Origin of the sequence: Acholeplasma equifetale ATCC 29724, assembly GCF_000687735.1 — a bacterium.
Classification (GTDB): domain Bacteria; phylum Bacillota_I; class Bacilli_A; order Acholeplasmatales; family Acholeplasmataceae; genus Acholeplasma; species Acholeplasma equifetale.
Genome location: NZ_JHXL01000010.1, coordinates 1 through 23,747, shown reverse-complemented (window position 1 = coordinate 23,747; position 23,747 = coordinate 1). Strand labels below are relative to the sequence as shown.

Annotated in this window: 36 protein-coding genes, 12 tRNA genes and 2 rRNA genes; all 50 read right to left on the bottom strand. The window is 34.7% G+C overall.

Features of this window, described 5'->3' with window-relative positions:
• Positions 1-9: 9 nt before the first annotated feature.
• Entirely contained in the window at positions 10-1,701 is a 1,692-nt protein-coding gene (locus T434_RS0105330) for a M3 family oligoendopeptidase (protein WP_026400210.1), read from the bottom strand.
• Positions 1,702-1,750: 49 nt separating this feature from the next.
• On the bottom strand, positions 1,751-3,604 hold the full coding sequence (locus T434_RS07550; protein WP_051614451.1) for an endonuclease: 1,854 nt from the start codon (positions 3,602-3,604) through the stop codon (positions 1,751-1,753).
• A gap of 144 nt (positions 3,605-3,748) precedes the next feature.
• Positions 3,749-4,108 carry a 50S ribosomal protein L17 gene (rplQ, locus tag T434_RS0105320; RefSeq protein WP_026400209.1) on the bottom strand — a complete coding sequence of 120 codons (360 nt, stop codon included), beginning with the start codon at positions 4,106-4,108 and terminating at the stop codon, positions 3,749-3,751.
• 5 nt (positions 4,109-4,113) lie between these two features.
• Positions 4,114-5,106: a DNA-directed RNA polymerase subunit alpha gene (locus T434_RS0105315; protein WP_026400208.1), complete on the bottom strand. Its 993-nt coding sequence runs from the start codon at positions 5,104-5,106 to the stop codon at positions 4,114-4,116.
• A gap of 29 nt (positions 5,107-5,135) precedes the next feature.
• Positions 5,136-5,525: a 30S ribosomal protein S11 gene (gene rpsK / locus T434_RS0105310; protein WP_026400207.1), complete on the bottom strand. Its 390-nt coding sequence runs from the start codon at positions 5,523-5,525 to the stop codon at positions 5,136-5,138.
• Between the two features lie 2 nt (positions 5,526-5,527).
• Positions 5,528-5,902, bottom strand: a complete 375-nt coding sequence (gene rpsM, locus T434_RS0105305; protein ID WP_026400206.1) for a 30S ribosomal protein S13 — start codon at positions 5,900-5,902, stop codon at positions 5,528-5,530.
• A gap of 11 nt (positions 5,903-5,913) precedes the next feature.
• Positions 5,914-6,030 (bottom strand): 50S ribosomal protein L36, encoded by a 117-nt coding sequence (gene rpmJ, locus T434_RS0105300; protein ID WP_026400205.1) that lies wholly within the window; start codon positions 6,028-6,030, stop codon positions 5,914-5,916.
• Between the two features lie 11 nt (positions 6,031-6,041).
• Positions 6,042-6,260: a translation initiation factor IF-1 gene (infA, locus tag T434_RS0105295; RefSeq protein WP_026400204.1), complete on the bottom strand. Its 219-nt coding sequence runs from the start codon at positions 6,258-6,260 to the stop codon at positions 6,042-6,044.
• Positions 6,242-7,021 carry a type I methionyl aminopeptidase gene (map, locus tag T434_RS0105290; protein ID WP_026400203.1) on the bottom strand — a complete coding sequence of 260 codons (780 nt, stop codon included), beginning with the start codon at positions 7,019-7,021 and terminating at the stop codon, positions 6,242-6,244. The genes infA and map overlap by 19 nt, the downstream gene beginning before the upstream one ends.
• A complete protein-coding gene (locus T434_RS0105285) occupies positions 7,022-7,672 on the bottom strand; it encodes an adenylate kinase (protein WP_026400202.1) in 651 nt (216 codons plus the stop codon).
• Position 7,673: 1 nt separating this feature from the next.
• Positions 7,674-8,972, bottom strand: a complete 1,299-nt coding sequence (secY, locus tag T434_RS0105280; RefSeq protein ID WP_051614449.1) for a preprotein translocase subunit SecY — start codon at positions 8,970-8,972, stop codon at positions 7,674-7,676.
• 1 nt (position 8,973) lies between these two features.
• A complete protein-coding gene (rplO, locus tag T434_RS0105275) occupies positions 8,974-9,414 on the bottom strand; it encodes a 50S ribosomal protein L15 (RefSeq protein ID WP_026400200.1) in 441 nt (146 codons plus the stop codon).
• Between the two features lie 14 nt (positions 9,415-9,428).
• Positions 9,429-9,605, bottom strand: a complete 177-nt coding sequence (gene rpmD / locus T434_RS0105270) for a 50S ribosomal protein L30 (RefSeq protein WP_026400199.1) — start codon at positions 9,603-9,605, stop codon at positions 9,429-9,431.
• A 4-nt stretch (positions 9,606-9,609) separates the two neighbouring features.
• The gene (gene rpsE, locus T434_RS0105265) at positions 9,610-10,083 is read right to left on the bottom strand and encodes a 30S ribosomal protein S5 (protein ID WP_281172691.1); all 474 of its coding nucleotides are present in this window, start codon (positions 10,081-10,083) and stop codon (positions 9,610-9,612) included.
• A gap of 48 nt (positions 10,084-10,131) precedes the next feature.
• Positions 10,132-10,482, bottom strand: coding sequence for a 50S ribosomal protein L18 (gene rplR / locus T434_RS0105260; RefSeq protein ID WP_026400197.1), 351 nt, complete (start codon positions 10,480-10,482; stop codon positions 10,132-10,134).
• Between the two features lie 12 nt (positions 10,483-10,494).
• A complete protein-coding gene (gene rplF / locus T434_RS0105255) occupies positions 10,495-11,034 on the bottom strand; it encodes a 50S ribosomal protein L6 (RefSeq protein WP_026400196.1) in 540 nt (179 codons plus the stop codon).
• 18 nt (positions 11,035-11,052) lie between these two features.
• Positions 11,053-11,448: a 30S ribosomal protein S8 gene (gene rpsH, locus T434_RS0105250; protein WP_026400195.1), complete on the bottom strand. Its 396-nt coding sequence runs from the start codon at positions 11,446-11,448 to the stop codon at positions 11,053-11,055.
• Positions 11,449-11,462: 14 nt separating this feature from the next.
• Complete coding sequence (gene rpsN / locus T434_RS0105245; protein WP_026400194.1) at positions 11,463-11,732, bottom strand: 30S ribosomal protein S14; 270 nt, start codon at positions 11,730-11,732, stop codon at positions 11,463-11,465.
• A 12-nt stretch (positions 11,733-11,744) separates the two neighbouring features.
• Entirely contained in the window at positions 11,745-12,284 is a 540-nt protein-coding gene (rplE, locus tag T434_RS0105240) for a 50S ribosomal protein L5 (protein ID WP_026400193.1), read from the bottom strand.
• Complete coding sequence (gene rplX / locus T434_RS07110) at positions 12,281-12,667, bottom strand: 50S ribosomal protein L24 (RefSeq protein ID WP_162150755.1); 387 nt, start codon at positions 12,665-12,667, stop codon at positions 12,281-12,283. The genes rplE and rplX overlap by 4 nt, the downstream gene beginning before the upstream one ends.
• 15 nt (positions 12,668-12,682) lie before the next feature.
• Positions 12,683-13,051, bottom strand: coding sequence for a 50S ribosomal protein L14 (gene rplN / locus T434_RS0105230; RefSeq protein WP_026400192.1), 369 nt, complete (start codon positions 13,049-13,051; stop codon positions 12,683-12,685).
• A gap of 17 nt (positions 13,052-13,068) precedes the next feature.
• Positions 13,069-13,335 (bottom strand): 30S ribosomal protein S17, encoded by a 267-nt coding sequence (rpsQ, locus tag T434_RS0105225; RefSeq protein WP_026400191.1) that lies wholly within the window; start codon positions 13,333-13,335, stop codon positions 13,069-13,071.
• A gap of 14 nt (positions 13,336-13,349) precedes the next feature.
• Positions 13,350-13,541: a 50S ribosomal protein L29 gene (gene rpmC, locus T434_RS0105220; protein WP_026400190.1), complete on the bottom strand. Its 192-nt coding sequence runs from the start codon at positions 13,539-13,541 to the stop codon at positions 13,350-13,352.
• A complete protein-coding gene (rplP, locus tag T434_RS0105215) occupies positions 13,538-13,954 on the bottom strand; it encodes a 50S ribosomal protein L16 (protein WP_162150754.1) in 417 nt (138 codons plus the stop codon). The genes rpmC and rplP overlap by 4 nt, the downstream gene beginning before the upstream one ends.
• Before the next feature lie 6 nt (positions 13,955-13,960).
• Positions 13,961-14,701 (bottom strand): 30S ribosomal protein S3, encoded by a 741-nt coding sequence (gene rpsC, locus T434_RS0105210; protein WP_026400188.1) that lies wholly within the window; start codon positions 14,699-14,701, stop codon positions 13,961-13,963.
• A 4-nt stretch (positions 14,702-14,705) separates the two neighbouring features.
• Positions 14,706-15,041 (bottom strand): 50S ribosomal protein L22, encoded by a 336-nt coding sequence (rplV, locus tag T434_RS0105205; RefSeq protein WP_026400187.1) that lies wholly within the window; start codon positions 15,039-15,041, stop codon positions 14,706-14,708.
• 12 nt (positions 15,042-15,053) lie between these two features.
• A complete protein-coding gene (rpsS, locus tag T434_RS0105200) occupies positions 15,054-15,335 on the bottom strand; it encodes a 30S ribosomal protein S19 (RefSeq protein WP_026400186.1) in 282 nt (93 codons plus the stop codon).
• Positions 15,336-15,347: 12 nt separating this feature from the next.
• Positions 15,348-16,178, bottom strand: coding sequence for a 50S ribosomal protein L2 (rplB, locus tag T434_RS0105195; protein WP_026400185.1), 831 nt, complete (start codon positions 16,176-16,178; stop codon positions 15,348-15,350).
• Positions 16,179-16,210: 32 nt separating this feature from the next.
• Complete coding sequence (rplW, locus tag T434_RS0105190; protein ID WP_026400184.1) at positions 16,211-16,513, bottom strand: 50S ribosomal protein L23; 303 nt, start codon at positions 16,511-16,513, stop codon at positions 16,211-16,213.
• Complete coding sequence (gene rplD / locus T434_RS0105185) at positions 16,513-17,136, bottom strand: 50S ribosomal protein L4 (protein ID WP_026400183.1); 624 nt, start codon at positions 17,134-17,136, stop codon at positions 16,513-16,515. Before rplD ends, rplW begins: the two co-directional genes overlap by 1 nt.
• 11 nt (positions 17,137-17,147) lie before the next feature.
• A complete protein-coding gene (gene rplC, locus T434_RS0105180) occupies positions 17,148-17,786 on the bottom strand; it encodes a 50S ribosomal protein L3 (protein ID WP_026400182.1) in 639 nt (212 codons plus the stop codon).
• Positions 17,787-17,814: 28 nt separating this feature from the next.
• Complete coding sequence (rpsJ, locus tag T434_RS0105175) at positions 17,815-18,123, bottom strand: 30S ribosomal protein S10 (protein ID WP_026400181.1); 309 nt, start codon at positions 18,121-18,123, stop codon at positions 17,815-17,817.
• Between the two features lie 456 nt (positions 18,124-18,579).
• Entirely contained in the window at positions 18,580-19,017 is a 438-nt protein-coding gene (locus tag T434_RS0105170; RefSeq protein WP_035358482.1) for a MarR family winged helix-turn-helix transcriptional regulator, read from the bottom strand.
• Between the two features lie 12 nt (positions 19,018-19,029).
• On the bottom strand, positions 19,030-19,878 hold the full coding sequence (locus tag T434_RS0105165) for a DegV family protein (protein ID WP_026400179.1): 849 nt from the start codon (positions 19,876-19,878) through the stop codon (positions 19,030-19,032).
• A gap of 259 nt (positions 19,879-20,137) precedes the next feature.
• Positions 20,138-20,213: transfer RNA gene (locus T434_RS0105160), tRNA-Asp, on the bottom strand.
• A gap of 30 nt (positions 20,214-20,243) precedes the next feature.
• Complete coding sequence (locus T434_RS0105155) at positions 20,244-21,101, bottom strand: NAD(P)-dependent oxidoreductase (RefSeq protein WP_026400178.1); 858 nt, start codon at positions 21,099-21,101, stop codon at positions 20,244-20,246.
• Positions 21,102-21,120: 19 nt separating this feature from the next.
• The gene (locus tag T434_RS0105150) at positions 21,121-21,477 is read right to left on the bottom strand and encodes a YccF domain-containing protein (RefSeq protein WP_026400177.1); all 357 of its coding nucleotides are present in this window, start codon (positions 21,475-21,477) and stop codon (positions 21,121-21,123) included.
• Positions 21,478-21,570: 93 nt separating this feature from the next.
• Positions 21,571-21,646, bottom strand: a tRNA-Phe gene (locus T434_RS0105145).
• Positions 21,647-21,653: 7 nt separating this feature from the next.
• Positions 21,654-21,729, bottom strand: a tRNA-Asp gene (locus T434_RS0105140).
• 11 nt (positions 21,730-21,740) lie between these two features.
• Positions 21,741-21,817 (bottom strand) — tRNA-Met (locus T434_RS0105135).
• A gap of 12 nt (positions 21,818-21,829) precedes the next feature.
• Positions 21,830-21,918, bottom strand: a tRNA-Ser gene (locus tag T434_RS0105130).
• Between the two features lie 34 nt (positions 21,919-21,952).
• Positions 21,953-22,029 (bottom strand) — tRNA-Ile (locus T434_RS0105125).
• Between the two features lie 5 nt (positions 22,030-22,034).
• A tRNA-Met gene (locus T434_RS0105120) sits at positions 22,035-22,111 on the bottom strand.
• Between the two features lie 45 nt (positions 22,112-22,156).
• Positions 22,157-22,232: transfer RNA gene (locus T434_RS0105115), tRNA-Ala, on the bottom strand.
• A gap of 15 nt (positions 22,233-22,247) precedes the next feature.
• Positions 22,248-22,334, bottom strand: a tRNA-Leu gene (locus T434_RS0105110).
• Positions 22,335-22,341: 7 nt separating this feature from the next.
• Positions 22,342-22,417, bottom strand: a tRNA-Lys gene (locus tag T434_RS0105105).
• A gap of 9 nt (positions 22,418-22,426) precedes the next feature.
• Positions 22,427-22,502, bottom strand: a tRNA-Thr gene (locus T434_RS0105100).
• A gap of 23 nt (positions 22,503-22,525) precedes the next feature.
• A tRNA-Val gene (locus tag T434_RS0105095) sits at positions 22,526-22,601 on the bottom strand.
• Between the two features lie 16 nt (positions 22,602-22,617).
• Positions 22,618-22,729, bottom strand: a 5S ribosomal RNA gene (gene rrf / locus T434_RS0105090).
• A 51-nt stretch (positions 22,730-22,780) separates the two neighbouring features.
• Positions 22,781-23,747 (bottom strand): 23S ribosomal RNA (locus tag T434_RS0105085); the annotation flags it as partial.

Sequence of the window (23,747 nt, the reverse complement as noted above, 5' to 3'; positions counted from 1 at the left end):
GCCTTATTTTTATAACTTTTTATCGTCGATAGAATTTAAATAAGCTTTAATTGGTTCCATAGTACGTTTAATAGTTCCTGATTGGAATGGATTATCCAGTTTGGCTTTTTGAACTAATCCAACAAAACTATATGAACCTCCTAATTTACATAATTCTAAATATTTATTGAATGCTTCTTCATAATTTTCTTGAGATAGATTCCAAAATTGGAATGCTAATACTTGAGCTAATGTATAGTCAATATAATAGAATGGTGCAGTAAAGATATGTGATTGGCGGAACCAATAAGTACCTTTATCTAAGAATGGATCTTCACTATAATCCTTAAACGGTAAATATTTTTTCTCTAGTTCACGCCATAATGCTTTTCTTTCCTCTGGTGTGCGATTTGGATTTTCAAATACTTGATGTTGAAATTCATCCACTAATACGCCATAAGGTAAGAATTCAATCGCACCTGATAAATGATCAAATTTATATTTTGGTGTATCTTCTTCAAAGAAATAGTGAATCCATGGCCACGCTAAGAATTCCATACTCATTGAATGAATTTCTGCTGCTTCCATTGTTGGCCAACGGTATTCAGGTAATAAGTCTTTTGACATATAAACTTGGAAAGCATGTCCTGCTTCGTGTGTTAAAACGTCAACATCACCACTTGTACCATTGAAGTTTGCAAAGATGAATGGTGAATCAAATTTAGGAATAAATGTGCAATATCCTCCACCATCTTTATTTGGTTTAGAATCTAAATCCATTAATTCGTTTTGTACCATAAACTCAAAAAATTTATGTGTTTCAGGACTCATTTCTTCATACATTTTACGTGCTTTTTCAACTTGGAAAACTTTATCTCCCTTAGGTGTTGGATTACCAGATAAGAACGTTAAGCCTAAATCATAGTGTTTTAATTCATCCAATCCTAAACGCGCTTTTTTACGTTCAACTAAACTTGCAACAAAAGGTACAATTTCTTGATATACTTGATCTCTATAACCTTTAACATCTTTTGCATCATAATCTACTCTTTGGAAACGATCATATGCTAATTGAATAAAATTTTTGTACCCAAGTTTTAATGCTATTTCATGACGAATCTTAACCATATCGTCATATAATTTATCAAATTCAGCTTCATGAGACTCAAACCATTTTGAAGTAGCTAAACTTGCACGTTTACGCGTATCGCGATTTAAATCTGTCGTAAATTTTCTCATTTGAGATAAGTTATAGATATTACCTTCAAACTCAATTTTTGCTGAACTAATTAATCTTGAATATTCAGTATTTAATTTGTTTTCTTGTTGAAGTAGTGGAATAATGTCTGGTTTAAAAACTTTATTTTCTAATTCTGCTTGTTTAAATAAAAGTGTCCCAAATTCTTTTTCTAAGTCTTTTCTAAATTTAGATTGAAGTAAAACTTGCTTAAAATTTACAACAAACTCTTGAATTTGTGGACCGACTTCATCAAGGTACTCTTGTTCAGCTTTATAAAAATCATCACTTGTATTTAATGAGTGACGAATGTAACATAGTTGACTCATTGAATCAACTTCATCGTATATGTCATGAAATTGTTTAACAATTAAAATTTGACTAAATGGTGTTGTCGCATCCTTAAACGCATCCACTAGTTTTGTTAATTGGTCTTTAATTTCATCTATATTCGGTCTAACATAAGGATATTCACTAAATGTCATATATAATCTCCCTTTCCTACCTACATATTATTATAAACGATTTTATCAATTAGGATACAAAATATTGTTGTACATATTCTGGATGATCAATGTAAGGGTTTCTATTACCTTGATAAGAATAAATAATATTATTACGATTTATCTCAAATAAACTGACTGGATCTTCTTCGTGCCACTGAATTAAAATGCTTAATAATCCCATTTTAGCGCCACTTTTTTCATATGCATTACCATCATCAATATTGGAGTCTATAAGTGTTAAAATATCGTGATAACGAGTTGCCATATAGAATATGATTCTTGCAACGTCTCCTTTATAATTATCTCCTGGATAATATGCATCTTTTCCAACTGTATGATTTAAGTGTCCTTCAACAGCATCTGAAAAATAGCGATTTGAACGACTACTATTCACATTTGGATTAATTGCACGTAGATTATGAACATCCGAACCTTGGTTTTTTGAACTTCCTTGAACTCTTGGAATACCCAATCTTGAGTTAGGCCATACGTGTTCTCTTGCCCAAGTTGCACCACCATCCCAATAAGGGATGATTTTATGTCCTGAATAAATACCATCTAAATATAATATATTATTTTCTTCCACTAAATCAGATAGTTCTAATACAAATCTTGCTTCATCATATGAGATTAAACGTTGATGTGTATTCTTTAAAATATTTTGTAACTCTTTTTTAAAGTCTTCTCCATTTAATCCATTGAGTGATGCATAATATTCAATTAAACCTTCATCTGATAATGCGTTAGTAAATGTAGGTGCGCCTAATTTGCTTCTTTGATTTTGGAATTTTTGTTTAATTTTGAGTAATTCTTCTGGATCTGTAATAAATCCTTCATCTTGTTTTGGATAATGAATTAACGTATATTGATCTGTATTTTGATATATTTTAATATCATCAATAAAAACAGGTATACCATAATCATTCGATTGTGCATCAAGTTCAAAACTTAATTTAAATGGTTCATTGATATGAAATTTAATTTCATATGTTTTTAATTCTTTACTTAAAGTAAGCGTATCAATTAATATTTTATCAGTTGATGTTATCGTATAAATCTTTAAATAATGTCTTTCACTTAAAGCATTCAAAGTCATATAATCAACATTTTCTAATGTAAATAATGACTCTAATCTTGGTGTTTGTGTCGTTGTTTGATAGTGTCTTAATTGAACACTTTTTAAACCATTAACTGGATTTGATGTAGAAACAGCCCCATTATATATTTGAAAACTGAATGGCTCAGTTCCAATGATTCTTGGTGTTGAATTATTGTTGTAAGTTGTATGTGTATTTGTTTCTGCTTCAAAATCATTGGAATATATTAAATTTAAATTTTTGAATTGAAATTTTTCATCAATTATTAAATAATCCGTATTGTTATATACAGCATAGACTAAAATTTGTTTTTCATCGATGAGTGCTTCTAAATAATTTGATAAATCAATTGATGTATGATGAGTTGAAACAAAATCAAGATCTCCAATCTGATATTTATATTCTGTAACATTTTCTAATGTATTCCAAGTTAACATTGAATCTATAACTTCAAATGTTACATCAAATTCAATGACTTCAACATTTTTTTCCATCCATGCATAAAGTGTCAATGATTTTTGAATCACATCACTGTTTTGATAAGAATTTTTATATTCTAAATCATAATAATAACCTTTAAATGTATATCCATCTAATTCATATTTATGACTTTCATTAAAATTATGAATAGAACCTTCTTCATATGTATAAGTATCAATGATTGTGTCATTATATTTAAGTGTAATTTCGTATGTTTCTTTCGTTAAAAAGGGTAATTCTGGTATTGTACACGCTGTAAGAAAAATAAGAAATACAAAATTTAAAAAGATAAGTTGTTTTTTCATATATGCTCCCCTAAAAAATCATAAAAACTAATCACGCCTATTATAACATGGTATAAGGTTATTTTAAGACAATAAAAAAAATATTGAACTTAATCACATAAACAAAAAAAACCATCCTTATAGGATGGTTTCGTTTTTATAAAATTAAATAAATTCAATGATTGCCATTGGAGCAGCATCACCACGGCGAGGCACAGTTTTAATAATTCTTGTGTATCCACCATTACGATCTGCATAACGAGGCGCGATTTCATTAAATAATTTTTGTAAAGCATTTTGTCCGTCTTTAACTTCTTCAAAACGAACTGTTTGAGCTGCTTTTCTACGAGATGCTAAAGTATTTTCTTTAGCAAGTGTAACCATTTCATCAGCTAAACGTTGTAATGATTTTGCTTTTGCTTCAGTAGTCATAATACGATCATTGATGATTAAATCAGTGATTAAATCGCGTAATAACGCTTTTCTTTGATCGGTTGTACGACGAAGTTTTGATGGTGTTGCCATGTTTATTACTCCTTATCTTCATCAGACTCTAATTCGAACTTATTATCTTTGCTTGATGAATGTTCAAATTCAAGTCCATGTTCTGCTAATTTCTCTTTAAGTTCTTTGAATGATTTTCTACCTAAACTTCTTAAGCGCATTACTTCTTCTTCAGATAACTTTAAGAGTTCTCCTACAGTTGTAATACCAGAACGTTTAAGTGAGTTGAATAATCTAACTGATAGATCAAGTTGTTCAATTTTAGTATCTGATTTCTTGCTAGCAGGTTCTTCTTCGACATCACGAATGAAATTTGCTTCTTTAGCTTTGTCAGAAATCTCAACAACTGTTTCAAAATAGTTAACTAAGATTTTTGATGCTAAACCTAAAGCATCTTTTGTATCAATTGAACCGTTAGTTTCGATTTCTAGAGTTAATTCTTCTTTATCGTTACGTTGTGATTCAACATGATACATAACGCGTTCTACTGGTGTGTAGATTGCATCAATTGGAATATATCCTACTTCATATTTTGAATATTGTTTGTTTTTATCTGCAGATACATAACCAATACCACGACGTACTGTCACAGTCATTGCTAATTTTGCACCTTCAGCTAATGTAGCGATATGTTGTTCTTTATTCACAATATCTAAATCATCTACTAAGTTAAAGTTAGAAGCTTTAACATCCATTGGACCTTCAGCATATAATTCTAACTTTTGTTCATATTGCGGGTCTTGTGAATCAGTTTTAAATACAATCTTCTTTAAGTTTAATACGATACCCATAACGTCTTCGTAAACACCAGGGATTGTAGTAAACTCGTGCTCAACACCTTCAATTTTGACATTAACAATAGCAGTACCCGGTAATGAAGATAATAAAACTCTTCTTAATGCATTGCCTAATGTAATGCCATAACCACGTTCAAGTGGTCCTATTTTAAATTTCCCAAGATTTCCATCTTTTGAAATTTCTTCGACTGATGTTGGTCTTTCAAATTTTAAGTCTTTCACAAGTGTACCTCCTTAATTTGGTTTAATGATTAATTACGTGGACGTTTTGGAGGACGGCAACCATTATGAGGCACAGGTGTCACGTCTTTAATCGCAGTAATTTCTAATCCAGCTGCTTGTAAACTTCTAATAGCAGCTTCTCTACCAGGACCAGGTCCTTTGATATTGACTTCAACTTTTAACATACCATTGTCGATAGCACCTTTAGCAGCAGCTTCTGAAGCTAATTGAGCAGCGAATGGTGTAGATTTTCTTGAACCTTTAATACCTAATGCTCCGGCACTTGACCAAGAAACAGCGTTTCCTGCAGGATCGGTAATGGTAACGATTGTATTATTGAAAGTTGTATGAATATGTGCGATTCCTACTGGAATATTCTTTTTAACTTTTCTTTTTGTAGTTTTCTTTTTAGTTGCCATGATTATTTACCACCTGTCTTCTTATTGGCAATTGGTTTAGCCTTACCTTTTCTTGTACGTGCATTATTTCTAGTATTTTGACCACGAACAGGTAAACCTTTACGGTGTCTAATACCGCGATAAGAACCAATTTCCATTAAACGCTTAATGTTTAATGTAACTTCACGTCTTAAATCACCTTCAGTTGTGTATTTTAAGACTTCGTTACGGATAGCGTTTAATTGTTCTTCTGTTAAATCTTTAACTCTAACGTCTTCTGACACATTTGCATCTTCTAAAATTTTCTTAGCAGTTGGTTCACCAATACCATAGATGTATTGAAGTGAAATTACAACGCGTTTTTGGGATGGAATGTCAACCCCTGCAATTCTTGCCATAGTTTTTCTCCTTAACCTTGTCTTTGATTATGTCTTCTATTTTTCTTATTGATCACGTAAACGCGACCTTTACGACGCACGATAATGTCATCTGCGCTACGTTTTTTAACTGATGCTCTTACTTTCATATAGCTTCTCCTTACTTTTTACGGTACGTAATACGTCCGCGTGTCAAATCATATGGTGATAATTCAACAGTTACTTTATCACCAGGTAAAATGCGTATGTTGTTGATACGGATTTTACCAGAAACATGAGCAATAACAATGTGCCCATTATCAAGCTCTACTTTAAATTTTGTATTGGGTAGAATTTCAACCACTTTGGCTTCAACTTCAATTAAGTCTTCTCTGGCCATATAATCTCCTTATCGTTTTTAGTTAATATTTCAAATCCGGTCTCAGTTACTAATACTGTATGTTCGAAATGTGCGCTTTTAGATTTATCTTGGGTAACTGTAGTCCAGTTATCTTGTAAAATTCGAATTCTTTTTGTTCCAATGTTGACCATTGGTTCGATACAAAAAGTCATGCCTGGTTTGAATATCACTGGGAATGGCTCTTCTCCGTAATTAGGAATGTAAGGTTCTTCATGTAAACTTTTTCCTATACCGTGACCTGTAAATTCTTCAACGATTCCAAAACCAAATGGTCTTATATAAGATTCAATTGCTCTTGAAACATCATTGACAGTATTTCCTGGTTTAACCATTTCTATACCACGATATAATGCTTCCTTAGTTACATCAAGTAACTTTTGAACTTTTGGGCTAATATTGCCTACTGGATATGTCCAAGCAGAATCTGCATGATAACCCTTATAATTTACACCTAAGTCGATAGATATAATATCACCTTCTTTTAAAACTTTTGTTTTAGAAGGTATACCATGTATAACGACTTCATTTACGGAAGTACAAATTGAGCCAGGGAATCCTTCATAGTTTTTAAACGAAGGAATTGCGCCTTGATCTCTAATGAACTTATCTGCGAGGATATCAAGCTCTAAGGTGGTAACACCGGGTTTGATATAAGGTTCTAAGAACTTTCTTGTATCAGCTAAGATGCTACCAGCCTTTCTCATGAGCTCTATTTCTCTTGTGCTTTTAATTGTAACCATTTATGCTCCAAGAATTTCTAATATTTTTTCAGTAATTTCTAAGATTTCGCCATTACCGTCAATATCAACTAACAACCCTTTATTTTTGTAGTATTCAATTAAAGGGAATGTTTCTTCATAATATACTTTTAATCTCTTAACCACAGTTTCTTCAGTATCATCTTTACGTTGTACTAAAGGGGTTTGGTCTTTATCACAAATGCCAAAAACTTTCGGAGGATTATTTTCTATGTGATAAACTGCACCACATGTGGGACAAGATCTTCTACCTGTAATACGTTTAATAATAATCTCATCATCAGATGTGACATTGATGATGATATCTAAGCTCATTCCATGTTCTTTCAACAACGTATCAAGGAATTGAGCTTGTAATGGATTTCTTGGATATCCATCTAAGATAAATCCATTTTGAACATCTTTTTCATTAAAACGTTCTTTCACCATGTCGTTCGTAACATCATCAGGAACTAATAACCCTTGGTTGATATATTGCTTTGCTAAAAGGCCTAACTTCGTATCATTCTTCAAATGTGCACGGAACATATCTCCTGTTGAAATATGTGGCACATTGAGTTTTTCAGATAGAATTTTAGCTTGTGATCCTTTACCAGCACCTGGAGGACCAACAAATATCATACGAGTTTTCATTTTAGAACAATCCTTGGTAAGTTTCCTGATTTGCCATAGCTTCCATTTGTTGAGTTGTGTCTGATGCAACACCAACAACGATTAATAAACCTGTACCACCTAATGTAATATTAGCTGCTTCTTGACCTGTGAATCCGAAGATTGCAGCAGTTACAATTGGTAAAGCTGCTAATACAACTAAATAGATTGTACCGATTACTGTGACTTTAAATAAAATACGAGCGATATAGTTTTTGGTATCTTCCCCTGGTCTAACACCTGGAATATAAGCATTTGACTTAGATAAGTTTTCTGCCATTTGATGAGGATTAGTCATCATAAATGTATAGAAGAATGAGAAGATAACAATTAATATAATGTAGAGAATGAAACCGACTGGTTGGTTATATGAGAAGATTGAACTAATCCAGCTTTGTGTATTTGAATCAACTGATCCTTCTAAGAATCCAACAATTGTTAGTGGAATAGAAAGTAATGTTGATGCAAAGATAACTGGTAATACCCCAGCAGAGTTAATCTTTAATGGGATATTTGAATCGCTTCTTCCCATTGAACCTTGACGGTTTGAATATGAAATAGGAATTTTTCTTTTTGCAATGTTCATGTATACAACACCGAGTAAGATTAGAACATATAAGAATAAGATAAATACATAAGTTGCAATGTCTAAACCATTACCAGTACCTAAGTACTTGTCATTAAGTGTTGAAATCATGATTGGAATTGATGTTAACACACCAACACCAATTAAAATACTTGATCCATTTCCAATACCTTTTGCAGTAATCATGTCAGCTAACCAAATAGTTAAAGCTGTACCAGCAGTTACTGCTAAAGCCATATATAGGTATGTGAAGAATGAAGCTTCAACACCCACTTGGATTTGAGATCCTCTCACACCAGTACCTAAAATAAGTAATAATGCTTGAGCCAAACCTAAAACTAATGCAAAATATTTTGTTAAGCGATTAACTTTAAGTTTACCGGCTTCACCTTCTTCATTCCATTCTTTCATTTGAGGAATAATCATTTGAAGAATTTGTACAGCAATAGATGCTGTAATATAAGGTGAAATACCTAAAGATAAAATAGAGAAACGTGCTAACGCTTGACCTGTATAGCTATTTAAAATCCCTAAAAAGCCTTCACCCCATTGTGATTGACTTTGGAAAAGTTTCACGTTAAAGAGTGGAATCGGAATAAAACTTGCGATTCTATAGACTAATATTAATAATAAAGTGATTCCTAATCGAAGCATTACTGTTCGATTTGCTAATACATTCTTTAATCGGGTCCACACGTTAGATCACCTCTATTGTTCCACCAGCTTTTTCAATTGCTTTTATGGCACTTTCTGAGAATTTATGAGCCTTGATTGTTAATTTTTTAGTTAACTCGCCTTGCCCTAAAATCTTAACGCCTGATAAAACTTTAGAGATAATTCCATTTGCTAATAATACTTCAGGAGTAATTACTGATCCGTCTTCAAAGTCATTTAAACTACCAACATTAACAACAATATACTCTTTACGTGTATGATTTGTGAATCCACGTTTTGGAATGCGTTGGAAGAATGGAATTTGTCCCCCTTCAAATCCAGGGCGAACACCTCCACCTGATCTCGCATTTTGGCCTTTATGACCTTTACCTGCAGTTTTACCTGTGCCACTACCAGGACCACGACCAATACGTTTTCTGTTAGTTCTTGCACCAGGCACTGGTTTTAAGTTACTTAAAATCATAATGTCAGGCCTCCTTAAATTTCTTTTACTTCAACAAGATGTTGGATAGTTTGGATCATCCCGTTGATTGCATCATTTTGTTCTTTAACAACTGATTGTCCAATTTTTTTAAGACCTAATGCGTGTGCAGTCTTAATTTGGTTAGGACGACGACCAATTAATGATTTTTTTAATGTAATTTGTACTGCCATATTTTTACACCACGTTTTCTAATGATACACCACGAACTTTAGCAACTTGTTCAGTAGTTCTTAGTTCTTTTAATCCAGCAAATGTTGCACGCACAACATTAATTGCTGTTCTTGAACCTAAGTTTTTAGATAAGATGTCATTGATACCGGCTAATTCGAAGATGATACGAGAAGCACCACCTGCTTTAACCCCAGTACCGGCTGAAGCTGGTTTCATAACGATTTGTCCAGCTCCGAATTGTCCAACGATTTCGTGAGGAATTGTTTGTCCTACGATTGGAACTTGAATTAAATTCTTTTTAGCATTTTCTACTGCTTTTTTAATTGCATCAGGAACTTCGGATGCTTTACCTGTTCCAAATCCAACTAAACCTTGTTTATTACCAACAACTACGAGTGCCGCAAAACGGAAACGACGTCCACCTTTAACAACTTTAGTAACACGGTTTAAAGCAACAACTTTTTCTTCAAAAGCCATTTCTTCTTGTTTTTCAAATACTTTTTCTGCCATGATAGACTCCTTTCCTTAAAACTCTAAGCCAGCAGCTCTTGCTGCATCAGCTAATGCCTTGATACGTCCATGGTATAAATAACCACCACGATCGAAGACAACTTTTGTAATGCCTTGTTTTAATGCTTTTTCAGCAACTAATTTTCCAAGGCTTTCTGCGGCTTCAAGGTTTTTACCTAATTTTAATTCTTTAGTGCTTGCACTTACGAGTGTGTGGCCAGCTTGGTCATCAATAATTTGTACATATAAACCTGTATTAGAGCGGAATACATTTAAGCGAGGACGTTCGCTAGTACCAACTACATGTTTTCTGATACGTAAGTGACGTTTTTGTCTTGATTCGTTTGAAGAAATTTTCTTAATCATACGTTATACTCCTTACTTAGCAGTCTTACCAGCCTTACGGAATACGAATTCGTCAACATAACGAATACCTTTTCCTTTATAAGGTTCTGGTTTCTTGAACGCTCTAATTTCAGCAGCAAATTGACCAACAGCTGCTTTGTCAATACCTGAAATAATAATATCAGTATTTTTTGGTACTTCAACGTTAATATTTGCAGGAATTTCAACTTCTACGTTATGTGAAAAACCTAATTGTAATACTAACTTTTTACCTTGAAGTTGTGCTCTATAACCAACCCCACGGATTTCTAATTGTTTTTTGAACCCTTCAGTAACACCTGTGATCATATTTTGTAATAATGCACGAGTTGTACCATGGATTTTTCTTGTAAAGATTTCGTTATCAGGTCTCTTAACGACAATTTGATTGTCTTCAAGTTTGATATCTAAAACTTCATTGAATTGTTGTTCTAAAGTTCCTTTAGGTCCTTTTACTGTGACGATGTTTGCATCGCTGATTGTTACAGTAACTCCTGAAGGAACTAAAATTGATTTATTACCTATACGGCTCATAATTTTATTCCCTCCTTATTACCATACGTAAGCGAGTACTTCGCCACCGACTTGTTGTAAACGTGCTTCTCTATCAGTTAAGATACCTTTTGATGTAGAAATTAATGCAATTCCTAAACCATTTAAAACTTTAGGTAATTTATCTAAGGAAGCATAAACACGAAGACCTGGTTTTGATATTCTCTTTAAACCTTTGATAACACGTTCATTGTTTTCTGTATATTTTAATGTAACAACGATTTTTGAAAATTTATCGTTAGTTACAGCAAAATCTTTAATGTAGCCTTCACGTTTTAAAACTGATAAGATTTCTACTTTAATCTTTGATGCAGGAACCTCAATTTTAGGAAGACGTTCTTTATTTGCGTTACGGATACGTGTTAGTAAGTCCGCAATTGGATCTGTCATAACCATAGTTCTTCTCCTTCCTACCAGCTTGCTTTCTTGACACCAGGAATTTCACCTTTGTGTGCAAGCTCTCTGAATGTAATACGAGAAATTCCGAATTTTCTCATATATCCTCTTGGTCTACCGTCAAGAGCGTCTCTATTTTTAAGTCTTACTGGAGAAGCATTTCTAGGTAGTTTAGATAAGCCTTCGTAATCTCCCGCTTCTTTGAGTTGACGTCTTTTTTCAGCATATAATGCAACTAATTGACGTTGCTTTTTATCTTTTGCAATTTTTGATTTTTTAGCCATGGGATCGTCTCCTTACTTCTTAAACGGAAAACCAAAGTGTGTAAGAAGGCTCTTTGCTTCTTCATCGGTTTTCGCTGTTGTTACAATGATAATGTCCATACCACGAACTTTGTTAACTTTGTCAATATTGATTTCTGGGAAGATGATTTGTTCTTTAACACCTAATGTATAGTTACCACGACCATCAAATGCATCTTTTGAAACCCCACGGAAGTCACGTACACGTGGTAATGCAACTGAAACTAATTTTTCTAAAAAGTAATACATACGTTCACCACGTAAAGTGACTTTAGCACCAATAGCTTGTCCTTCACGAAGTTTGAAGTTTGAAATAGATTTCTTCGCTTTTGTAACGACAGGTTTTTGACCAGTGAACGCTGTTAGTTCTTCAACTGCTGCATCTAATAATTTAGAGTTAGCAACTGCGTCACCTACACCCATATTTACGACAATCTTTTCAATTTTAGGAGCTTCCATTACAGAATCGTATTTAAATTCTTCCATGAGTTTAGGTACGATTGTTGCTTGGTATAATTCTTTAAAGTTACTCATGCTTTAGCTCCTTCCTTTTTATTTTCTTTCTTAGTTTTTTCAACTTTGTCTAATAGACTTCCTGATTTTTTAGCGTAGCGAACTTTAACACCATTTTCAATACGGTAACCAACGCGAGTAGGTTTGTTTGTTTTTGGATCTAAAATAGCTACATTTGATACATGAATTGGAGCAGGTACTTCAACAATACCGCCTTTATCGTTTTGTGTTTTAGGTCTTTCATGTTTCTTAACCATGTTAACACCTTCAACGATAACTTTATTTTCATCATGTAATACTTTTAATACACGGCCAGTTTTTCGAGTTTTGACACCTTTTTTATCGACTGTAAATTGATCGCGACCAGCAATCACTACAACTGTGTCTCCAGTTTTGATTTTCATATGTTGGCCACCTCCTTACAATACTTCAGGCGCAAGTGATAAAATCTTCATAAAGTTTTTATCTCTTAATTCTCTTGCGACTGGACCAAAGATACGAGTACCTCTTGGGTTTAAATCATCTTTGATGATTACAACTGCGTTGTCGTCAAATTTAATTAATGAACCATCTGGTCTTCTAACACCTTGTTTAGTTCTAACAATAACTGCTTTGACAACATCACCTTTTTTAACGATGCCTGTTGGGCTTGCTTTTTTAACTGTTACAGTGACAATATCACCAATATTTGCATAACGGCGACGGGTACCACCTAAAACTCTAATAACTAGAACTTCACGTGCACCTGAATTGTCAGCAACGACTAATCTTGATTCTTGCTGTATCATATTCTAATTCCGCCCCTCTATACAATTTCTTCCACTTTTTGAACAACTTCTAATAAACGGAAACGTTTTAATTTAGATGTTGGTCTTGACTCAATAATTGTTACAATGTCGCCAACTTTAGCATCATTGTTTTCATCATGAGCGTAGAATTTTTTAGATTGTTTTACTCTCTTACCATATAGGCTATGAGTTTTGTATGTTTCTACTAAAACGGTAATTGTCTTATCCATTTTGTCGGATACGACTTTTCCAGTATAAACTTTTTTATTATTTACTCTTTCCATCGTCATATCCTCCCTTATTGATTGCCTCGCTCAGCAAGAATTGTTTTCATACGAGCGATTGTTTTCTTAACCTTTTTGATTTGTGCTGTGTTTTCTAATTGTCCTACTGCGAGTTGAAAGCGTAAGTTAAACAGTTCAGCTTTTAATTCAGCAATTTTCTTTTCAATTTCTGGAGTTTTTAAATTTCTAATTTCAGCTGTATTCACGCTTCTTCACCCTTTCTTACAATTTTAGTTTTGACTGGAAGCTTATGAGATGCTAATCTTAAAGCTTCAACAGCAACTTCTTCTGAAACACCTGCAATTTCAAACATAATTTTTCCGTTTTTAACTACCGCAACCCATGAGTCTGGAGCACCTTTACCGGATCCCATACGAACTTCAAGAGGTTTTTTAGTTTTTGCTAAGTGTGGGAAGATGTTGATCCATACTTTACCAACACGTTTCATATGACGAGTCATTGCAATACGAGCTGCTTCGATTTGTCTAGCATTAACCCAAGCGCCTTCTTTTGCAACTAAAGCGAATTCGCCGTTAACGATTTCGTTTCTACCTTTAGCTTTTCCTTCGTAACTTACACGATGAGGACGACGATATTTAGTTCTTTTAGGCATTAACATAGGTCATTAGTCCTCCTTGTTATTTTTTGGGGATTGTTTAGCACGTCTTCTATCCCCTCTCTTTTGATCTTGTTCAAAAGGTTTTCTTGTATCAAGAATTGATTGTCCAGGTAATACTTCGCCATGATAGATCCATACTTTAACACCTAAGATACCGTAAGTTGTTGATGCTTCAGCTGTAGCATAATCAACATCAGCTCTTAATGTATGTAATGGAACTCTACCTTCAGAGTATCCTTCGCTACGTGCAATTTCAGCTCCGCCTAAACGGCCAGATACTGAAGTTTTGATACCTTTAACACCAGCTTTTAATGCTCTTTGAATAGCCATTTTTTGAGCACGTCTAAATGACGCACGTTGTTCTAATTGTTCTGCGATGCTTTGAGCAACTAATGCAGCAACTTTTTCAGGTCTCTTAACTTCAATAATATTTAATACGATTTCTTTCTTAGTTAAATATTCTAAAGTTGAAACAGCTTCATTTTTAGTTGCGCCTTCTTTGCCTAAAGCGATACCAGGTTTAGCTACATGAAGACGAATTGTAACACGATCTTTATTTTTAGCCTTGATACGTTCGATTTCAATTTGAGCAACACCTGCTTTTTTGAAAGTACTTTGGAGATACTCACGAATTAAAGCATCTTCTTTGACTAACATAGGTACGTCTTTAGGATTTGCATACCATTTAGATTCCCAAGTACGAATTATACCTAATCGTAAGCCATTTGGATTTGTCTTTTGTCCCATGTCTTTACTCCCTTTCCGCAACCACTACAGTGATATGTGATGTTCTCTTATTGATAACGTACCCTGAACCTTTAGCTCTAGGCATCATTCTCTTCATTGTCACTGATTCGTTTACATATGCTTCTTTAACATATAATTTTTCTTCATTCATGCTTAAATTGTTTGTTGCGTTTGCAACTGCAGAGTCTAATACTTTAGAAATAATTGGTGACCCTGCTTTTGGTGTAAACATTAAGATAGCTTTAGCTTCTTTAACGTTTTTACCGCGAATTAAATCAATAACGAGTCTCGCTTTTCTAGGAGCGATTCTCACAGTTCTTGCAATTGCTTTAGCTTCCATGATTCACACTCCCTATTTCTTAGAAACTTTCTTATCTTCTTTTTTGTGTCCGTAGTAAGTACGCGTAGGAGCAAACTCACCAAGTTTATGTCCAACCATATCTTCTGTGATATAAACTGGAACATGTTCGCGTCCATTATAGACCGCAATTGTGAAACCGATAAATTCTGGGAAAATAGTAGAACGACGGCTCCAAGTTTGAATGACTTTCTTGTCAGTTGTATTTTTTTGTTTTGCAATTTTCTCTAAGAGATGGTAATCTGCAAAAGGACCTTTTTTAAGTGAACGTGCCATTATTTTTCCTCCTTATCCGTTTCTACGTCTTACGATTAATTTGTTAGACGCTTTCTTAGTATCACGAGTCTTAATTCCATAAGCTTTCTTGCCCCATGGAGTCATTGGTGATTTTCTACCGATAGGTTGTCTACCTTCACCACCACCGTGTGGGTGATCAACTGGGTTCATAACAGAACCACGAACAGTTGGGCGAATACCTAATAAACGAGTTCTACCAGCTTTACCAATTCTTACTAACTCATGTGATTCATTACCTACAACACCAACAGTTGCACGGCAAGTTCCTAACACTTTACGAACTTCACCTGATTGTAAGCGAATTAATACATATTTATCTTCACGACCTAAGATTTGAGCAGATGTACCAGCACTTCTTGCTAATTGTCCACCTTTACCTGGGTGTAATTCAACGTTATGTACTAATGTACCAACTGGAATGTTTGCGATTGGTAATGAGTTACCAACTTTAATGTCAACATTGTCACCAGAAATAACTTCTAGTCCAACTGTTAATCCTTTAGGTGCTAAGATATATCTCTTTTCACCATCTAAATAATTAATGAGTGCAATGTTCGCTGATCTGTTTGGATCATATTCAATTGTTGCAACACGACCAGGAATATCAAATTTATCACGTTTGAAATCGATGATACGATATTTTCTCTTTACCCCACCACCGATATGACGCACAGTAATTTTACCTTGGTTATTACGACCACCGGTTTTAATAATTGGCGCAAGTAGTGATTTTTCAGGAGTAGATGTTGTAATTTCATCGAATGTTAAAACACTCATGTTACGACGACCATTTGTCGTTCTCTTATAAATTTTAACTGCCATAAGTTAAATCTCCTATATCTTTCACTTTTTTATTAAATTGCAAATGCAGCAATCTTATCGCCTTCTTTTAATTGGACGATAGCTTTTTTGTATCCTGATTTGAAACCTTCATAACGACCTACACGTTTAGCTTTTGGGCTAACTGTAATTGTATGAACATTTAATACAGTTACATCGAAGATTGCTTCAACCGCTTTTTTGATTTCAACTTTATTTGCAGTCTTTGCAACTTTGAATGTATATCTATTTGCTTCTTCAACTAACTTCATTGAGTTTTCAGTAATAATTGGACTTAAGATTACATCATAGTATTTAGTTTCAATTGTCTTAGCCATTAGCCTAATACCTCCTCAAAGTAGTTGACAGCATCTTGTAATAATACGACATTCTTGAATTTTAAGATTTCGTATACTGAAACTTGTGATGCTAATCTAACTTCTGCATTTGGAATGTTATTTGAAGCTAAAACAACGTTATCTTCAAAGTTTGTTCCTAATACTAAAGTTTTTCCTTCTAATTTTAAGTTGTTGATTACTTCAACAAATAATTTAGTTTTTGGTTGTTCTAATTTAATACCATCTAATAAGATGAGTTGATTGTTTAATACGTGGTGTGATAATGCACTCTTTAAAGCTAATTGTTTAACTTTCTTATTAACTTTAACAGCATAACTTCTTGGAGTTGGACCGAAGACAACGCCTCCACCTCTCCATTGTGGTGAACGGATTGAACCTTGACGTGCTCTACCTGTACCTTTTTGTCTCCAAGGTTTTTTACCACCACCTCTAACTTCTGAACGGTTTTTAACCTTGTGTGTTCCTTGACGTAATGCAGCTAATTGAGCATTAACTACGTCATAAATAACTTGTTGGTTTGGTGTAATTCCAAAGATTGCATCATTTAAAGCAACTTCAGAAATAATTTCACCAGCTTGATTAAATAAATTTACTTTTGGCATAGTTCTTTCCCTTAGTTACCTTTCTTTACTGATGTCTTTACAATTACATAACCTTTATTTGGTCCAGGTACTGAACCAGAAACTAAGATGACTTCTTTTTCTGGATCAACCATCACAACTTTTAGGTTTTGGATAGTTACTTTTTCAAAACCTAATTGACCAGCCATGTTTTTACCTTTCATGTTGCCTTTGATAGCACCCATTGAACCGGCACCGCGGTGGTATCCAGAACCGTGACCCATAGGTCCGCGTGATTGATTATGTCTCTTAATAGCACCAGCGTATCCTTTACCTTTTGAAGTACCTGTAACATCAACGATTTCTCCAACTTGGAATAAATCCGCTTTTACAGATGCTCCCACTTCTAAATTTGCTAATTCATTTTCTAGTGCTTCAAATCTGATTTCTCTAACGAAGCGCTTAGGTGCTGTATTAGCTTTTTTCACATGCCCCATTTCAGGCTTGTTACTTAATTTGTCACGTTTGTCTTCAAATCCTAATTGAGTTGCAACGTATCCGTCTGTTTCAACAGTCTTTTGTTGTAACACTACGTTGTTTTCAACGGAAATGACAGTGACTGGAATGAGTGTTCCGTTTTCATCGAAAACTTGAGTCATTCCAATTTTTCTACCTAAGATTCCTTTGGCCATTGTTATTCCTCTTTCTTTTTAATTTTCTTTATTTCTTTAAAACAATATCAATACCAGATGGTAAATCAATTCTCATTAATGCATCGATTGTTTTTGAATTTGGTTCGATGATTTGGATAAGTCTCTTGTGTGTTCTTCTTTCAAATTGTTCACGTGAATCTTTGTTAACGTGAGGACTTCTTAACACAGTGAAGACTTCTTTCTTAGTTGGAAGTGGAATTGGACCTAAAACTTGAGCCCCAGTCTTTTCAACACTTTCAACAATTTTCTTTGCAGCTTGATCAATTAAACGATGATCATAAGCCTTTAAACTGATTTTAATGATTTCTTTTGCCATTGTTAAATCTCCTTTCGCCTATAATCCTTGCATAGACATTTACTCCCTGAGAAAACCCGATACATCGACAACGGCAGTCCGTGTATCAACAACCTCCCAGATCAACGCTTTACTTGTATATACGCAAGCCCTTATATTATATTAGAAAACATATTTTAATGCAACATTTTTCGCTTATTTTTATACTAAATATTATATATTTAGAGATCTTTTTTATGATTATTCCAAATTTTATAAAGTTTCTTTTACTTTTTATAAAAAAATGATGTTTTCTTGTGTTTTTTTATTAAAAATGAATGTTTTTTAGATTGAATTTATAAATTTTTAACTCATATTATGGTTTTTTTACGACAAATTTGCCATATTTATATAGATACAATTTATAACTTCATAAATTTTATTTAATGTTACAATTTCATGAAAAATAAAAAAAGAATTTGGTTAAAAATTCTTTTTTTAGTATTTTTCTTTAAAGTAATTCATGATGTTTTCAAGTGATTTTAAAAGAATAACATCTTTATCTAATTCTAAATCTTTAAACACCGCTTCAATCATTTCATCATGGAATTGATCGTGTATTTTAAGTACTTCAATCGCACTATCCGTTAGTTTTAGATATACTTTGCGACGATCTTTATCATCTGAGTAGCGATAAACAAATTTCTTACGAACTAATATATTTACTGAGGTTGTTAAAGTGCCTAAAGTAACTCTAAGCTTTCTTGCAACTTCGCCCATTGTAGGTATTTTTGTATCACGAATAGCCTCTAAAACATGTACTTCAGTCATAGACAACTTAACCCCTCGTTCTTTAAGGGTCGCTTCTTCGATGCTTAATATTTGATTAAATACATCAACTAATAATTGATTGATGATTTCTTTGGGTGTTAACAATGATATTCCTCCTTAATGTAAAGAATAACCGATACCTAAAGTTCCAGGTCCGGCATGAGCTCCAACAACAGGTGTTAACGGATACAATGTCACTTTAGCGTTTGGTCTTGCTTTTAAAATTTCATCTCTAAAATAATAAGCTAATGATTCGTTAGTTGTATATGCAATAAAGTAATCTGCTTTTTTATTTTCTGTTTCAGATAATACTATTTCTAAAATACGTTTTTGAGCTTTACTTGAAGTGCGTATTTTTTCGTGTGGTTTTAATGATCCATCTTGTTCTATTTTTAATAATGGTTTTATTTTTAGTAACATACCGAGTAAACCACTTGTTGCTGATAGACGACCGTTTTTAACTAAATATTTAAGCGTATCAACTAACACATAAATATTTGTTTTATCTCTAACACGTTCTAAATTGTAAATGACTTCATCTAAAGATTTACCTTCATCAATAAGTTCTTTTGCTTTTATTGCTAATGCTAATTCACCATAAGATACACTTTTAGAATCAAACACACGAACATCTATTCCTTCAACCATATCTTTAGCAATCATCGCACTTTGATATGTACCACTTAATTTTGATGAAATTGTAATGACTAATACACTATCATAACCTTCAGCTTTTATTTCTTCATAAAGTTGTTGAAACATACCTGTTGAAACTTGCGAAGTATGTATATCAGCATTTGGCTTTGATAACATAAGTTGATAAAAGTCTTCAGCTTTTATTTCTTCATAATCCACATATTCTTTTTGATCAAATGATACAGTTAAACGTGCAACCTTAAAATCATCTTTTGCTTCATAATAATCCACACCAGATGTTGATGTGATAAGTATTTTAATTTTATTCATAATATGTTTTCTCCCTTTAAATGATAAATAGTTTGATAATCAAAGTATTTATTATAAGTGTAACATATTATGATATAAAAAAGCACTTACCATACATTATTCTATAGGTAAATCTGCAAAAATACTATAAAATCTATAATTTTTAAGTAATTTATTATAACTTTTTCACTATTTTGGATTATATAATTTCATTTTAACATATTAAACCAATTAAAAACCATCCATATTGGATGGTTATTATGCTTTGCAAGGTAAAAAGTGGCGGTCCAGACGGGACTCGAACCCGCGATCCCCTGCGTGACAGGCAGATATGTTAACCACTACACCACTGGACCACAATTGATATTTTACCAATTTTATGTAATTTATTCAATAGTTACTAATGAATCTAAATAATATAAAATTAAACTTTGTGTCCCTAAATTTTCATACCCTTTTTCAACCAATGTCTCAAGCATATGAATCACTTTGTTTGCTATATGGAGATCTTTTCCTAATGATTCTTTTGCTAAACGAAGATCTTTTAAAAAATGTTTAACATAAAACCCTGGTTCGTAATTTTTTTGTATCATCTTTAACCCATTGATTTTAAGTTGTTGACTTTGTGCACTACCGCCATTTAAAACTTGATAAACTTTTTCTAAATCTAATCCTTTTAATGTAGCAAAATAAAACGCTTCAACAACACCACTCAATGCCCCAGCAATAGCTAATTGATTTGATAATTTAGTGAGTTGTCCATTACCGGCTTTACCCATATAAGTAATTGTTTTACCAAGCAAACTAAATATTGGCATCATTTGATTAAATATCTCCTGTTCTCCACCAACCATAATTGATAAGGTTTGATGAATTGCACCATCTTGACTACCAGTTACAGGTGCATCTAATAGATGCAATCCAAGTCTTTGTCCTAATTCATATAATTTGATGGCAATTCTTGGATCTGATGTTGTCATATCAATTATAATCGTATCTTTTTTAGCATATTTGAAAACTTCTTTAGTTACTTCTTCAACATCTTTTGGATAGCCTAACATTGTGAAAATAACATCCATGTCACTAATCCAAATACCTAATGATTCATGTACAAAAGCTACGTCTTGTAATTTTAAAGCTTTTTCATATGTTCTATTATATACATGAACTTCATATCCACCAAGAGCAATATGACGTGCCATTGGAGCACCCATAATGCCTGTACCTAACCAAGCAATTTTCATTTTATCACCTCAAAATATATTATTGAACAGTAGCTCCGAAAGGAAATAAAGCTAAACGTGTTAATTTAAACCATTGTAATCCCCATGGAATACCTATAATTGTTATAAAAAAGAAAGCAGTTATAATTAAATAACCAATTGCTGTTTCCCAACCGAAAAAGATTAACCATAAAATATTTAATATTGGATGTTTATCAAAATTAATAAATACTTCTTTTCCCATTGGCCATAACATTAAACCAGAAAATTTAAACATTTGTAATCCTAACGGAATACCTATTATAGTTATACATAGTATGAGCCCTGCTAAAAACCAAACTATCGCAGCAAAAAATCCTCCAAAAATAAACCAAACTAAATTTCCAAGTAATCTCATTTTTTCACCCCTTTTTTCAAGTAAGTTTTATTATACCTTATTATAGATAAAAAAAACAGCCCAGTATAAACTGGGCTTCTTAATAGACTTAAGTGGTGGCTCCGGACGGAATTGAACCGCCGACACGAGGCTCTTCAGGCCACTGCTCTACCAACTGAGCTACAGAGCCTATTAAGTGGCGGTCCAGACGGGACTCGAACCCGCGATCCCCTGCGTGACAGGCAGATATGTTAACCACTACACCACTGGACCGTTAAATTATTTGGTTGCGGGAGATGGATTTGAACCATCGACCTTCGGGTTATGAGCCCGACGAGCTACCAGACTGCTCTATCCCGCGGTATATTAGAAATGGCGGAGGAAGAGGGATTTGAACCCCCGCGGCTTTTACACCCTGTCGGTTTTCAAGACCGATCCCTTCAGCCTCTTGGGTATTCCTCCGTGTTTCGTACAGCGTTTAATTAGGGTTCTTTGGTGGTGGACCCGGTTGGACTCGAACCAACGACCGACCGGTTATGAGCCGGTAGCTCTAACCAACTGAGCTACGGGTCCAATTTTGGTAGCGGCGGGGGGGCTTGAACCCTCGACCTTGCGGGTATGAACCGCACGCTCTAGCCAGCTGAGCTACACCGCCATATGTGGTTGAATCCAATGGAAATCCATTTGATGTTAATTGAATTGGTGGAGCTTAGCGGGATCGAACCGCTGACCTCCTGCGTGCAAAGCAGGCGCTCTCCCAGCTGAGCTAAAGCCCCGAATCTTAATAAATATGGTGCCCGGGGTCGGACTTGAACCGACAAGAGTTTTCACTCACAGGATTTTAAGTCCTGCGTGTTTACCGATTTCACCACCCGGGCATTTAAATGGTGTCCCGTAATGGAATCGAACCATTGACACCTTGATTAAAAGTCAAGTGCTCTACCGACTGAGCTAACGGGACATAAAAGAATGGTGCCGAAAACAGGAATTGAACCCGCAACCTACTGATTACAAATCAGTTGCTCTGCCAGTTGAGCTATTTCGGCACATGATTTCAAAGATATACGAGTGGTGGAGACTGACGGGATCGAACCGCCGACCCTCTGCTTGTAAGGCAGATGCTCTCCCAGCTGAGCTAAGTCTCCATTCATGAGATAATTTGCCTGGCAACGACCTATCTTCGCTATTTGTATTAACTATTTTCGGCGCTGAAGTGCTTAACTTCTGTGTTCGGGATGGGAACAGGTGGATCCACTTCGCCATCGTCACCAGACAAAACTCTCAAAACTAGATAAATGATGTTTAAGGTTTAATATTTTTTATAAAGGTTAAGTCCTCGACCTATTAGTACTAGTTAGCTCAACACATCGCTGTGCTTACACACCTAGCCTATCAACCTCATCGTCTATAAGGGGTCTTACTAATTGGGAAATCTCATCTTAAGGGGGGCTTCACGCTTAGATGCTTTCAGCGTTTATCCCTTCCGCACATAGCTACCCAGCTGTGGCCAAGGCTGGCCAACTGGTGCACCAGAGGTGCGTCCATCCCGGTCTTCTCATACTAAGGACAGCTCCCTTCAAATTTCCAACGCCCACGACAGATAGAGACCGAACTGTCTCACGACGTTCTGAACCCAGCTCGCGTGCCGCTTTAATGGGCGAACAGCCCAACCCTTGGAACCTACTCCAGCTCCAGGATGCGACGAGCCGACATCGAGGTGCCAAACCGCTTCGTCGCTGTGAACGCTTGGAAGCGATAAGCCTGTTATCCCCAGGGTAACTTTTATCCGTTGAGTCACGGCCCTTCCATTCGGTACCGTAAGATCACTATGTCCGACTTTCGTCCCTGCTCGACTTGTTGGTCTCGCAGTCAAGCTCCCTTCTGCCATTACACTCTTTAGAATGATTTCCAACCATTCTGAGGGAACCTTCGAGCGCCTCCGTTACTCTTTGGGAGGCGACCGCCCCAGTCAAACTGCCCACCAGACACTGTCCTCCCAGATCCACTCTGGCGAGTTAGAAACTAGATGCACGAAGGGTAGTATCCCAACGCTGACTCCATCGATACTAGCGTACCAACTTCCAAGTCTCCTACCTATCCTGTACATCTTACACCCAGTTCCAATATCAAGTTACAGTGAAGCTCCATGGGGTCTTTTCGTCTAATCGCGGGTAGCCGGCGTTTTCACCGGCAGCTTGATTTCACCGAGTCTGTTGTTGAGACAGCGCCCAAATCGTTACGCTTTTCGTGCGGGACGGAACTTACCCGCCAAGGAATTTCGCTACCTTAGG